Source organism: Marinobacter halodurans (assembly GCF_004327985.1).
GTDB lineage: Bacteria > Pseudomonadota > Gammaproteobacteria > Pseudomonadales > Oleiphilaceae > Marinobacter_A > Marinobacter_A halodurans.
The window spans coordinates 56,698-69,738 of record NZ_SJDL01000003.1; the positions used below are offsets into that span (position 1 = coordinate 56,698).

Annotated in this window: 12 protein-coding genes and 2 pseudogenes; 10 read left to right on the forward strand and 4 right to left on the reverse strand. The window is 63.3% G+C overall.

Features of this window, described 5'->3' with window-relative positions; translation table 11 throughout:
* The first annotated feature begins 120 nt into the window (after positions 1–120).
* The gene (locus EZI54_RS02640; protein WP_131478759.1) at positions 121–729 is read left to right on the forward strand and encodes a Yip1 family protein; all 609 of its coding nucleotides are present in this window, start codon (positions 121–123) and stop codon (positions 727–729) included.
* Positions 730–1,209: 480 nt separating this feature from the next.
* Here the strand turns inward: EZI54_RS02640 and EZI54_RS25260 are convergent.
* A pseudogene (locus EZI54_RS25260) lies at positions 1,210–1,386 on the reverse strand (helix-turn-helix domain-containing protein); the annotation flags it as partial.
* 97 nt (positions 1,387–1,483) lie between these two features.
* Here EZI54_RS25260 and EZI54_RS02650 point away from each other — a divergent pair.
* On the forward strand, positions 1,484–2,326 hold the full coding sequence (locus tag EZI54_RS02650; protein WP_131478760.1) for an SDR family NAD(P)-dependent oxidoreductase: 843 nt from the start codon (positions 1,484–1,486) through the stop codon (positions 2,324–2,326).
* Here EZI54_RS02650 and EZI54_RS02655 read toward each other — a convergent pair.
* Complete coding sequence (locus EZI54_RS02655) at positions 2,295–4,886, reverse strand: EAL domain-containing protein (protein WP_131478762.1); 2,592 nt, start codon at positions 4,884–4,886, stop codon at positions 2,295–2,297. The two genes, EZI54_RS02650 and EZI54_RS02655, sit on opposite strands and share 32 nt — an antisense overlap.
* 312 nt (positions 4,887–5,198) lie before the next feature.
* Here EZI54_RS02655 and EZI54_RS02660 point away from each other — a divergent pair, with 312 nt between their 5' ends.
* From EZI54_RS02660 to EZI54_RS02690, 7 genes are all read left to right on the forward strand, one after another.
* Positions 5,199–5,792: a DUF938 domain-containing protein gene (locus EZI54_RS02660; protein WP_131478764.1), complete on the forward strand. Its 594-nt coding sequence runs from the start codon at positions 5,199–5,201 to the stop codon at positions 5,790–5,792.
* A 42-nt stretch (positions 5,793–5,834) separates the two neighbouring features.
* Positions 5,835–7,511, forward strand: coding sequence for a dihydroxy-acid dehydratase (gene ilvD / locus EZI54_RS02665; RefSeq protein WP_131478766.1), 1,677 nt, complete (start codon positions 5,835–5,837; stop codon positions 7,509–7,511).
* A gap of 88 nt (positions 7,512–7,599) precedes the next feature.
* The gene (locus EZI54_RS02670; protein WP_131478768.1) at positions 7,600–8,229 is read left to right on the forward strand and encodes a TetR/AcrR family transcriptional regulator; all 630 of its coding nucleotides are present in this window, start codon (positions 7,600–7,602) and stop codon (positions 8,227–8,229) included.
* Between the two features lie 148 nt (positions 8,230–8,377).
* On the forward strand, positions 8,378–8,701 hold the full coding sequence (gene trxA / locus EZI54_RS02675; RefSeq protein WP_131478770.1) for a thioredoxin: 324 nt from the start codon (positions 8,378–8,380) through the stop codon (positions 8,699–8,701).
* 120 nt (positions 8,702–8,821) lie between these two features.
* Positions 8,822–9,286, forward strand: a complete 465-nt coding sequence (locus EZI54_RS02680; RefSeq protein ID WP_131478772.1) for a CopD family protein — start codon at positions 8,822–8,824, stop codon at positions 9,284–9,286.
* A gap of 159 nt (positions 9,287–9,445) precedes the next feature.
* On the forward strand, positions 9,446–10,387 hold the full coding sequence (pbpG, locus tag EZI54_RS02685) for a D-alanyl-D-alanine endopeptidase (RefSeq protein WP_131478774.1): 942 nt from the start codon (positions 9,446–9,448) through the stop codon (positions 10,385–10,387).
* A 27-nt stretch (positions 10,388–10,414) separates the two neighbouring features.
* The gene (locus tag EZI54_RS02690) at positions 10,415–10,906 is read left to right on the forward strand and encodes an asparaginase domain-containing protein (RefSeq protein WP_131478775.1); all 492 of its coding nucleotides are present in this window, start codon (positions 10,415–10,417) and stop codon (positions 10,904–10,906) included.
* A 16-nt stretch (positions 10,907–10,922) separates the two neighbouring features.
* Here the strand turns inward: EZI54_RS02690 and EZI54_RS02695 are convergent, their stop codons facing one another.
* On the reverse strand, positions 10,923–11,615 hold the full coding sequence (locus EZI54_RS02695) for a pseudouridine synthase (RefSeq protein ID WP_131478777.1): 693 nt from the start codon (positions 11,613–11,615) through the stop codon (positions 10,923–10,925).
* Between the two features lie 700 nt (positions 11,616–12,315).
* On the opposite strand from EZI54_RS02695, the pseudogene EZI54_RS25405 reads away from it, so the two are divergent.
* Positions 12,316–12,414: pseudogene (locus EZI54_RS25405) on the forward strand (VPDSG-CTERM sorting domain-containing protein); the annotation flags it as partial.
* A 68-nt stretch (positions 12,415–12,482) separates the two neighbouring features.
* Here EZI54_RS25405 and nudE read toward each other — a convergent pair.
* Positions 12,483–13,037 carry an ADP compounds hydrolase NudE gene (gene nudE / locus EZI54_RS02705; protein ID WP_131478781.1) on the reverse strand — a complete coding sequence of 185 codons (555 nt, stop codon included), beginning with the start codon at positions 13,035–13,037 and terminating at the stop codon, positions 12,483–12,485.
* Positions 13,038–13,041 lie beyond the last annotated feature (4 nt).

Below are 13,041 nucleotides of genomic sequence, written 5' to 3' on the forward strand. Positions count from 1 at the left end.
TCCGATCCTGCGGCTTGTACAATTGTTAACCGGTTTTCCCGGTTTGATCTATGCTGAGATAGTGTTAAGGGGCACTGGAGGCCGTTTCGGCATCCGTCGAACAACGAGAGGGAGAGGGCTATGCTTCTCAAACATGCTTTCGGTCTGTTTACGCATCCAGACAGCGAATGGGCGGAAATCCGCAGGGAACACGAGACCCCCTGGCATGTGTTATGGGCTTACGTTCTGGTCCTGGCGGCCATCGGACCGGTCTGCGCCTACATTTCCACGGCGATGTTCGGTTGGACCGTGGGTAATGAGCGTCTGATCAAGCTGTCCAACATCAGTGCCATCCAACTCAGCGTACTGACCTATATCGCCATGCTGGTCGGTGTACTCGCGCTGGGCTGGATGATTGACTGGATGGCCAATACCTACGGCGCCAAGAGTGAAGACGACAAGTCCAATGGCATGGCCCTGGCGGCCTACGCGGCGACCCCGATGTTCCTGGCCGGCTTTGCCTTGCTCTACCCGGTGCCCTGGTTCAACGCCCTGGTCTTCCTCGCTGCCGCGGCCTACGCCGGATACCTGCTGTTCGACGGCTTACCGATCGTCATGGGGATCCAGCGGGAACGGGCCATCGTCTACGCCGGTGCGGTATTGACGGTTGCCCTGGTGATCCTGGTCACCACCCGTATCGGTTCTGTGCTGATCTGGAACTACGGCTTCGCGCCCCAGTTTATCGGTTGAACCGGCGTCAACGTCCTGGTCCGCCTGCGCCAGCCGGTCACGGGCGGCCCGGGCGATGCGGATTTCCTGCTCGGTGTAGTGACCCACCATGTTGGCCAGCCCGTCGGCCAGCTCAGCGAAGCTGATCGGCGGACTGGGATCCGTCAGGTGCCGGACCACCGCGAAGATGCCACCGTGGATCATGATGTAACTCATGGTGGGGATGTTGCGGATCTGCAGCGTCTCGGGGTGGTGCATCAGGTACTGGGTGACCAGGTCCGACAGCGCCTTCTGCAGGGGCTCCAGGTACATCTCGAAATCCAGTGTCATGGCGTGCTGCACGCAACTGAGATAACGCCCGTCGTTCTGTTGCAGGAATTCCCGGAAGGCCTGCAGCAGGGCCTTGACCGCCTCGGCAATCGGCATCCGAACGAGTTGGGGCACCCGGGGCTGGATCATGGCCACCGTGTCGGCCACGAAACGCTGGGACATCTCGCTGAAGACCGCCTCCTTGTTGTCGAAGTACTCGTACAGCGAACCCACGCCAACCCCGGCAATATCGGCGATCTGGCGGGTGGTCGTCGCGGCCGGACCGCGCTCGGCCATGGCAATGAAGCCGGCCTCGACAATGGCGTTGACGGTCGCCCTGGAACGTTCCTGTTGCGGTTTTCTCGCCATATTTTTTCCGAATTGAATCCGAACAAGTCTTCACTTTAGTTTTTCCACAGGCTGGGCTGATCGGCAGCCCTCACATCCCAATCAGTGTAGGTGGCCCATGTTCGGAAGTCGTTTGCCCCAGAAACCGGAGCCTCCGGTTTCTGCAGTCGTAACCGGTGCGGGGAGCGGGATCGGCCGCGCCTTTGCGCTGGAGATCGCCCGCCGTGGCGGTGCGGTGCTGTGTTCGGATATCAACGAGGCCAGCGCCCGGGCAACCGCCGACGACATCCGGGCGTCCGGTGGTGAAGCCCATGCGGTGGTCTGCGATGTCAGCAAGCTCAGCGCCGTGCAGAAGCTGGCCCGGGATGCCGAAGCGCTGCTGGCCGAGCCGGTCAGCCTAGTGGTCAACAACGCCGGCGTCGGCGTTGGCGGCATGCCGGTGGGGGAGACCACCATGGCGGACTGGAAATGGACGCTGGGCATCAACCTGTGGGGCGTGATCCACGGCTGCCATGTGTTTGCGCCGAAGCTGCGGGAACAGGGCTATGGCGGCATTATCAACGTCGCCTCCACCGCCAGCTATTCCGCGGCGCCGCTGATGGGGCCCTACAACGTGTCCAAGGCGGGAGCGCTGGCGCTCAGCGAAACGCTCTCGGCCGAACTGGCCGGGACCGGCGTCAGGGTGACGGCCCTGTGCCCGACCCTGGTCAAGACCAATATCGGCGCCAATGGGCGCATTACCGGCGACACCTCAAAGCTGTTCCATCGGCTGATGGACCGTTTCGGTGTCTCGCCGGACAGGGTGGTACGGATGACGCTGGACGCCCACCGGCGCGGCGATCTCTACGTCATGCCCCAGTTCGACGCCCGCCTGATCTGGCGCACCAAGCGCTTCGTGCCGCGCAGCTACGCCATGGGGGTGGGGTTGGTCAATCGCTTTGGACTGCGTCGTATCCACTGACGGACGACGAGGCCAGCGGTGCCGGCCGGCCCCAGAAGTAACCCTGCCCGCAGAGTCCGGGGTAGCGCCTGAGCCATTGGGCCACGGCTTCGGACTCCACGCCCTCCACCACAATCCGCAGACCCAGGGCCTCGCCCAGTTCCACGGCGGCGTGGAAGATGCGCTGGCGCACGGCATCGGTGGGAATATCGGTGAGGAAGCTGCGGTCGATCTTGAGTTCGTCCAGGTTGAAGGTGGCCAGGGCGCTCAGCGAAGAATAGCCGGTGCCGAAGTCGTCCAGGGCGATGCGGAAGCCGGCATGGCTCAACTTTTCCAACGTCTGGCGGGCCTGGTCCACATCCCGCATCACCGCGGTTTCGGTGATTTCCAGCATCAGGCGTTGGGGCGAGACGCGATGGCGGGCCAGGATCGCCAGGGCATCGCCGTGGAAGTCGGTACGGGCCAGGTCCCGGGCGGAAATGTTCACCGACACCGTAACCGGGCAACCGCTCTGGTGCTCCAGGGCGGCCAGATCCTGCGCCGCCCGCTCGATGGCCCACAGGGTGACGCCGTGGATGGCACCCACCTGCTCGGCGAACGGAATCCACTGGCCGGGGGTGATGGCGCCGTATTCGGGATGCTGCCAGCGGATCAGCGCCTCATAGGCAATCACGGTATCGTTCTGCAGGCAGATCTTGGGTTGATAATGCAACTGGATACCGCCGGTACGCAGGGCCCGGTCCAGATCCAGGATCAGGAAGTGCTGCAGGTTCTGCTTGCGCTCGGTGTAGGGGTCGTACACGTTGATGGTGACGTCGGTGGAGAGGGCGGCAAAGCCGGCCCGGGAAATCAGCTCGCTGCCGCTGCTGCCGTGTTCCGGGGCGTAGGCCAGCCCCAGCCGGGCCATCCAGCTGAAGGCATAGTGATCCTCGCTGAACGCCTGTTCCAGCCAGGTACGGACGTCGTTCCAGGGAATGCTGTCGACGTCGGTCCTCAGGGCGATGACATGGTTGAAGGTATCCACGGTGCCCAGGGGATGGCCGCGGAATAGGACCAACTGGCGCGGGAAGGTGGCTTCCAGGAAACGGCTGAGATGGGCGAGGTACTTGCGCAACAGGCTCTCCGCTTCCTGGTAGCCCAGAGCCCGCTCGATCTCACCGTAGCGTTCCAGGCGCAGCAGCCCCACCACAAACGGTGCATGGGAGGCGGTCAACTGATCCAGCGTCTGCTCGATGGCGGACCGGTCCGGGCGGCCGGTCACCCGGTGCGAGACCATCAACTGGTGGTAGTCCTGTTCCAGCCGGGCCCGCAAACGACGTTCCTCCACCACCTTGAGGGTGGCGTTGAGTCGCCGCCGTCGCTCTTCCACCAGCCGATAGCCGACAACCAGCGTTAGAAAGACGGCCGCGGCTCCGGTGCCCAGATAGAAACCCGAACTGGTGAGGGAGTTCACCGGTATCCAGCCCACCGTGCGCGCCATCGATATCGCCGCGCCGGCCATCAGCAGGAGCAGGGCGATGGTGAGATGGCGCGCCGCGGCGCTGGACCGCCAGCGCAGTAACGACAGGCCCAGGACCAGCGCCAGGGTGGCGCTGCCGGCCAGCAACACGGTCCCCTGACCGACCAGGGGGAGGCGCAGGGGAGCAACCAGCGCCAGCAGCAGCAGGATGGCGGCGGTGCCCTGGCACAGTAGCGTCGCGCGCCCGGTGAGGTGGAGGAAATGCCGGGCAAAGCCCAGCAGCGCCACTGCGCCCAGGGCCAGCATGGGGGTGAGCAGGTTGCCCAGCACCGGCCAGTGGGGCCACACCAGCCAGAGCCCAAAGCCGTCAACGCACAGTTGACTGAACAGGATGCTGGCCAGCAGGCACGTCAGCCAGGCGGCGGCCATGCTGCGCAAGGTCAGCAACAGGGCCAGGTCGAACACCAGGGCAAAGACGAGGACGCCGTAGATGGCGGCTTTCCAGGCAATCACGCTGCCGACATCGCTCAGCAGGTGTTCGGGATGGGACAGGTGCAGCGGGAAGAGCGTGGGGCCGGCGTTGACGACCTCGAACAGGAGCGTTTCCTGGCTGCGCGGCGCAAGGCGCAGGGGCCAGATCAGCGACGGCAGGTCCACCAGACGGTCGCGGAACGGGAAGCGGTCGCCGAGGGTCGGCAATGTGTGCGGCGTTCCGTCACCGGTGATTCGGGTTGCCCTCACCTGATCCAGCGATGGCGCCTGGATATCCAGGAGCAGGGGGATGGCCTCTGCGGTCGGGTTGTCGAGCCTGACGCGGAAAGTGGCGGGGCCATCCAGGTACCCCAGGCCGTTGTCGGTTGGCGCCAGCGTCTGCCAGCCCGCGTCCTGGTGCCAGGATCGATCCGCCAGTACCTGGTCCAGGCTGGCCAGCGTGTAACTGACCGGCGACCGGACCGGCTCCGTCGATGCCGTCGGCAACAGCGGCGGAAGTACAGGGCTGGTGGCCTCCGAGGTGGCAGTCGGCGTCAGGTTGACCAGGTAGCCGTAGGTACCGAGTAACAGGAACAGGGCCAGCGGAAGCCATATCCGGTAGCGATCCCGCGGCGTGTGCGGATCAGCCATGATGGCCTCGCTTTATGTTGGGGTGCTTCCGTTCCGGCATGGGCCCGTCCTGGACAGGGGATGTCCAACCTGTCGTCACCAGTTACCGTTCATTTACACACGGTAAAATGTTGTAACACGCTGAATTTGCGCATATTTTACTTCATTTAATGCTTTCTTGCATTGCCTCTTTTGAAGGGGCCGGAGCATGGCCCGCCGGTTCCGGGCCGTGCCTTTTCCTGTAAACGCCCGGGTGTCTGGCCTATCGGCGTATTAACCCGACGGCACACTGGGGTGTTACCCTGAGGCGATGTCCATTGGGAGCGAACCTGCATGAAGCCGGTTGCCGAACATTGCCTGCGGAACCAGGCACCGATCGCCGAAGCCCTGCACCCCTACCTGGAAGCGGGCGGCCGCTGGCTGGAACTGGGCAGCGGGACCGGCCAGCACGGGGTTTTCATTGCCGGCCGGGAGCCGCAGGTGCAATGGCAACTGAGCGATGTGGCCGAAGCCCATGCCGGCCTGCTGGCCTGGCAGTCGGACGCCGGCCTGCCCAACCTGCCGCCACCATGGGTGCTGGATGTAACCCGGGACGAACCGCCGCCCCGTGACTTTGACGGTGTGTTTACGGCCAATACGCTGCATTTTGTGGGCGGGCCGGTGGTGGACAGCTTGCTGTGCTGTGCCGCAGGAGCCCTGGTCGAAAGTGGCTGGTTTGCGGCTTATGGCCCCTTCAACCGGGAGGGGCAATACACCAGTGCGGGCAACGCCGCACTGGACGGGTGGTTGCGCGGGCGTGATCCCGACAGCGGCCTCAGGGATGAGGCCGAGGTGATCGGGTGGGCCGCGGACCACCACCTGGCGTTCGTGACGGCGCAGGACATGCCGGCGAACAATCGTCTGCTGATATTCACAAAGAAAGGATAAGCGCCGCCCGGACCGGACGGGTGTGGCGCAACGGGGGAGACTATGAGCGAAGACAAGCGTCGCCGTTATTCGGGTCCCGTGGTCGATGGCCTCGGGAAATCCGCCAGCCGCGCCATGCTGCGCGCGGTGGGCTTTACCGATGAGGACTTCAAGCGCCCGCAGGTGGGCATCGCCTCCACCTGGAGCAACCTGACCCCCTGCAACATGCACATCGACGGCCTGGCCCGGGAGGCCGCCAGTGGTGCCGACGAGGCCGGCGGCAAGAGCCTGATCTTCAACACCATCACGGTATCCGACGGCATCGCCAACGGCACCGAGGGTATGAAGTATTCGCTGGTGTCGCGGGAGGTGATCGCCGACTCCATCGAAACCGTGGCCGGTTGCGAGGGATTTGACGGCCTGGTGGCCATCGGCGGCTGCGACAAGAACATGCCGGGCTGCATAATGGGCCTGGCACGCCTGAACCGGCCGTCGGTGTTCGTCTACGGCGGCACCATCCAGCCCGGCGAGAACCATACCGACATCATCTCCGTGTTCGAGGCAGTGGGGGCCTACGCCAAGGGTGACATGGACCTGATCCAGGTGAAGCAGATCGAGGAGACGGCGATTCCCGGGCCGGGTTCCTGTGGCGGTATGTACACCGCCAACACCATGGCCTCGGCCATCGAAGCCATGGGCATGAGCCTGCCGGGCAGCTCGGCGCAGAATGCGGTCTCGGAAACCAAGGAAGCCGACTGCCGGGCCGCCGGCGCGGCGGTGCTCAACCTGCTGGATAGGGACATCAAGCCCCGCGACATCATGACCCGCAAGGCGTTCGAGAACGCCATCACTGTGGTTATCGCCCTGGGCGGCTCCACCAACGCTGTACTGCACCTGCTGGCCATGGCCAGCACTGCGGAAGTGGACCTGGAGATCGACGATTTCGTGCGTATCGGCAAGCGGGTGCCGGTGCTGGCGGACCTGCGCCCCAGTGGCCACTACATGATGTCGGAACTGGTGGCCATCGGCGGCATCCAGCCGCTGATGAAAATGCTGCTGGATGCGGGCATGCTGCACGGCGACTGCCTGACCGTCACCGGCCAGACCCTGGCGCAAAACCTGGCCGACGTGGCGCCCTATCCGGACGGCCAGGCGATCGTGCATGCCCTGGATAACCCGATCAAGAAAGACAGCCACCTGCGGATCCTGCGGGGTAACCTGGCGCCGACCGGCGCGGTGGCCAAGATCACTGGCAAGGAAGGCACCCACTTTTCCGGCCGGGCGCGGGTGTTCCATTCCGAGGAAGAGGCCCAGGCCCGGATCATGGACGGAACCGTGGTGGCCGGTGACGTCCTGGTGATCCGTTACGAGGGCCCCAAGGGCGGACCCGGCATGCGCGAAATGCTGACCCCGACCTCGGCGATCATGGGCAAGGGGCTGGGAAGCGACGTGGCATTGATCACCGATGGCCGCTTCTCCGGTGGCAGCCATGGTTTCGTGGTGGGCCATATTACCCCGGAGGCCCAGGAGGGCGGACCGATTGCACTGGTGGAGGATGGCGATACCATTACCATCGATGCCGAGGCGAACACCATCGAGCTGGCCATTTCCGACGATGAAATGGAGGCCCGCCGGGCCCGCTGGCAGGCGCCGGCCCCACGTTATCCGCGCGGGGTGCTGGCCAAGTACGCGCGGACGGTCAACTCAGCCTCCAAAGGCGCGGTGACCGACGCCTTCTGAGGGGAGTTAGCGGGGTGGGGGGATGGACGGATTCCCCCGCTCACCAATCCATTTGACGATAACTAGACGACTGGTCTAATATAAAAACATGATGAGTACGCTTTCCAGGCCCCAGGCCAAACCCGGCAATGAAACCCGGACCGAGCTGATCCGCGTGGGCAGCGACATCATCGCCCGGCGCGGCTTCAACAACACCGGCATCAACGTGGTGTTGAAGGAAGCTGGGGTGCCCAAGGGGTCTTTCTATTACTACTTCAGCAGTAAGGAAGATTTCGGGCTGGCGGTGATCGACGACTTTGCGGCCGCCTCGGATGCCCGGCTCGACAGCACGCTGGGGGACTCCGGCCAACCGCCGCTGGTGCGGATTCGCCGGTACCTGGACAGCGCCATTGCCGATATGGCGGCCTGCGATTTCTGCCGTGGCTGCCTGATCGGCAACCTGGGGCAGGAACTGGCCGGCCAGAACGAAGCCTTCCGGGAACGGCTGGACAGCATCTTCAGTGCCTGGCAGCGCCGGTTTGCCGACTGCCTGGCCGAGGCCCGCGACCGGGGCGATTTCGAAAGTCCCGTTGATCCGGATGCCCTGGCGCAGTTGCTGCAGATGGGCTGGCAGGGCGCGACCCTGCGGGCCAAGGTGAGCAAGTCGGTGGCCCCGATGGAGCGCTTCGCGACCCTGTTCTTCGAAACGGTGCTTGGCGTTCCCGTGCCCGCGGCCTGACGCTGCCGGGTGTGAGCGGCAGGGTTGCCGAATGAAATGAAAGGACGGTCCACCCTGACCGTCTTTTTTTGACAGAGTTCTGTAGTAGACCGGTCTATAAATCGTCGATGACCCAACGGCATCGGCTCAACACCGAGGAGGAGAAATCATGACTCAACCTGTTGCAGTCACAGTCGACACATTCGACAGCGAAGTCCTGCAGTCGGACAAGCCCGTGCTGGTGGATTTCTGGGCGGCCTGGTGCGGGCCCTGCAAATCCATTGCGCCCCTGCTGGAAGATCTGGCCGATGAACGTGCCGACAGTCTCCGGATTGCCAAGGTGGACGTGGATGCCCAGGGCGAACTGGCGGTGAAATTCGGCATTCGCTCGATCCCCACACTGATGCTGTTCAAGGACGGGGAACCGGTCGGCACCCAGGTGGGTGCGGTTGGCGCCGGCGCGCTCGACGCGTTCATCGCCGAACACGCCTGATCCGGGGCCGGGTAAGCCCCGGGCCATCCCGTGTCCCGGGGTTAGCCGGCGCATCGGCGGCCCCATCTGTCCGTCGCTATCTGGTAGAGTGCGATCAGTCCAAGTGAAGGAGTGATCACCATGGGATACCTGATAGCCCTGCATACCCTGGCGGCCGTGATCTGGGTCGGGGGAATGTTCTTTGCCTACATGGCGTTGCGACCGGCGGCGGCCAGCGTGCTGGAACCGGCCCAACGGGCTCCGCTGTGGTGCCAGACGCTGACCCGTTTCTTTGCCTGGGTCTGGGCCGCGATCGCCGTCCTGCTGGTGACCGGGCTGACGACCCTGTTCCTGTATTTCAACGGCATGGCCGGCGCCGGCTGGCACATCCACGTCATGATCGCCCTGGGTATCGTCATGATGCTGTTGTTCATGCACGTCTGGTTCGCGCCCTTCCGGCGCCTGAAGCAGGCTGTGGCCGCCAACGATATCCCCGAAGCCGGTCGCCGGATCGGGCAGATCCGGCGCTTTGTCGGGATCAACCTGATTCTGGGGCTGGTCGTGATTGTGGTCGCGTCCGGCGGGCGTTACGTATTCTTTGGCTGAAAGGCCCGTTGACCGGGCGGTTTGTTACAAACGCCCGGTCGGGGCTGAATTCTTTGGGGCATCCGTGTATAAACGTTGCCCCAGAGAATCGACAAAACCAGCCATCGAAGTCTGTGCTCCTTCCAACGCGCAGACTCCCAGCCCGGAGGTCAGGTCAGTATGCTATGGGGCGGATGCAGACCGCAGTTTCTTTTTCTTTTCCTGTGGCTGGGCCTGGCAGCCCGCGCCTGGGCCGCGCCGGATCCAGCCAACCTGGAACTGGCGTCGGTCAACGCCGCCGTCGCCTACATGGACGATGGGGACCTGATCTACAGTAAGCATCCCGACCGGTCCGTGCCGATTGCCTCGGTCACCAAGTTGATGACGGCGGTGGTGGTAATGGACGCCGGCCAGCCGCTGGACGAGTGGATCGAGGTCTACAAGCGCCACCGGGCAGCGCCGAACAACGGCTACTCCCGCATTCGCATCGGTTCCAGCCTGAAACGGGGCGACATGCTGCGGATCGCCCTGATGTCCTCGGAAAACCTGGCGGCCTACACCCTGGCCCGCCATTATCCCGGTGGTTTTGACGCCTTCGTGGGCGCCATGAACGCCAAGGCGCGGGAACTGGGGATGACCCACAGTCATTTTGTCGAGCCCACCGGCCTGTCGCCGAAGAATCACTCCTCGGCTGGCGACCTGGTGAAGCTGGTGCGCGCGGCTTTCAGGCATCCCGAGCTGCGCCGGTACACCACCACCGAATACTACACCGCCCACTTTCGCCAGCCGCGCTATTCGCTGGCCTTCGGCAACACCAATGTCCTGGTGCACCGGAAAAGCTGGCAGGTGGAGCTGAGCAAGACGGGGTATCTCAACGAGGCCGGGCGTTGCCTGATCCTGGTGACGCGGGTGGATGGCCGCGAGGTGATTTCCGTGCTGCTGGACTCCTTCGGGACACGTACGCCGATCGGGGATGCCGGCCGGGTCAAGCGCTGGCTGACCACCGGTCACGGCGGGGCCATTGCCAGAGCGGCCAGGGATTATGAGAATCGGCGCAATGCGTACTACGCTAAAGAGTCGACCGGATCGACGGCAACAACGACAGCCAAGGTCGATCCATAGCATGTTGTGAACGGGAGAACCGGGACCATGAGTGATAATGGACTGCTGGTGCTGACCACAGGCGGCACGATCGACAAGGTCTATTTCGATGCCAAGAGTGAATTCACCACGGGCGAGAGTGAATTCCCGGAGATTGCCCGGTTGGCCCAGGTGCAGATGCCCTATCGGCTGCAGTCGGTGTTCCGCAAGGACAGCCTGGACATGACCGATGAGGACCGGGAGGCGATCCGGGAGGCGGTGATTTCTGCCGTGGAGCCCCGGGTCCTGATCACCCACGGCACAGACACCATGGTGGAAACGGCCCGTCGGCTGCTGGATATTACCGGCAAAACCATCGTTCTGACCGGCGCCATGCAGCCCTCCCGAATGCGGCTGACCGATGCCCCTTTCAACGTCGGTTTCGCGCTGGGCGCCCTACAGAGCCTGCCGGAAGGGGTTTATGTGGCCATGAACGGTCAGATCCTCGACCCGCGCAAGGCCCGCAAGAACCGCGAGGCCGGTCGTTTCGAGACCGACTGATTCGCCGCGCGGTGTTTCAGCCAAAGCTGTCGATTTCTTTCCGGGTCAGGGCGCGATAGTCGCCGGGCGCCAGCACCGGATCCAGGCGGACGGCGCCGATGGCTTCCCGGTGCAATGCGTCCACGTGATTACCCACCGCCGCCAGCATGCGCTTGACCTGGTGGTAGCGTCCTTCGCTGATAATCAAGCGAAGTTGCCTGTCTCCCAACACCTCGACCTGGGCCGGCGCCGTCGGTTTCGGTTCCCCCTTGAGCGTCACGCCGTTGCGGAGGGAGGCCAGCATGTCCTCGGTCCAGGCCTCCGCCAGATCCACCCGATAGGTTTTGTTGCACCGCGACCGTGGCGACGTCACCCGATGCGACCATTGGCCGTCGGTGGTGAGCAGTAGCAGGCCGGTGGTGTCCCGATCCAGTCGGCCGGCCACATGCAGGTTGCGGCGTAGATCCGGCGGCAGCAGGTCAAGCACTGTGGTGTGTTCGCTGTCGCGGGTGGCGCTGACCACGTCGAGGGGCTTGTGGAGCATCAGGTAGCGCTCGCCGGTGAGGGCAACCGGCTCGCCATCGAGTCTCACGTCCTCCTCGCCGGAAAGTTGGGTGGCGGCCTTGCGGCAGACAACGCCATCAAGGGTCACTCGGCTGGCCATCAGGGCGCGGCGGGCGTCCTTGCGGGACAAACCGGTGCCGTTGGCAATCAGGAAATCGAGGCGCATGGGGGTATCGCTATTGTCGGTTCTTGGATAGTTGGCGTGGAGTGTACGGCATTCCACCGGAATTGGCAGGGATCACGCCCCTTACAGGGTGCGGCTCTTTTCTGTCTGGATTATTTACACCTGTTACATCAGGGTTTTTTAAATGGCTTATTAAACAATGGTTTAATTTTTGGCCTTCTTTTTGCTACCAGAGTTTTGCTAGCGTTCAGGATAAAAGAACTGCGAGGGAAGATGTATGCAAACGTTAATAAAATTAGTTGGCGCGGCCTTGCTGCTGGGTGCCGCAAGCGTCGTCAGTGCCACACCCATTACGTTGACGGACACAACAACGTTCACAGCGTCCGGCACCAATGCGCCTGAAGATTATGTGGATCACCACTGGGGCGACGTTAACAAGCTGGACGGCTTCAGTGACTGGGTGACCTGGAAGCATCAGTTCACCTTTGATCCTCCTGCCGCCAACCTGATCAGTGCCTCTTTGGCTATCTGGCTCCTGGACGATTCGGGGTGCTGGGATCTCATGGAGTATGGCTTCGGGTTTGGAGAAGACGGTACCTGGGATATTGGTGAGGTCGATTCCGGTGTGTATAACTACACCATCGATGTGGCCAGTCTCTGGGATGGTGTCTTCCAGGTCACTCTGGCCTCATTGGGCGGGGATTTCTACATCACCAAATCCAAGCTGACCATCGAGTACGAAGCGGTTGCCGCTTCCGTTCCCGAGCCCGGGACCCTGGCCCTTTTGGGGACCGGACTGTTGGGGTTAGCAGCTGCGCGTCGCCGGAAATCCGTGGTTTGACGAGTACTGCCTGATGGGAAACCGGTTGGGTGCATCGTAACCGACCGGTTTCCTGTCGTTCTTCCCATCTACCTGCCGCGACGTTGGGCAATAGACTCCCGCACCATATACAGCGCCGCAATCATCCGCGCCTCGGTCACATCCTCGCGCATCACCAGTGATTCCAGATCCGACAGCTTCCAGGTCAGCACCTCCAGCGGTTCGGGTTCGTCGCCTTCGAGCCACTCTTCATAGAGATCCCGAGCAATCACGACACGAATCTTGTGGCCCATGTAGCCGGGTGACAGGCTCATATCCTTGAGATGGGTCAGGGAGCGGGCGCCGTAGCCGATTTCCTCCCGCAATTCACGGTTGGCCGCCTGGCGCCAGTCCTCGCCGTGTTCGTAGGCGCCTTTGGGCAGGGTGAGCTGATAGGCCTCGAGGCCCGCACCGTACTCGCGAATCAGTACGACCGTATCGTCATCCAGCAGAGGGACGCACATGACGCCGGCGAGGGGCGGCGTGCGCAGTCTTTCGAACGCCCGTTCAACGCCGTTGCTGAAACGCAGGTGGACCGATTCGATGCCGAACAGGCGGCTGCGGGCGACCAGTTGGGTGTCGAGGATTTCGGGCTTGTCGTCCATGCCC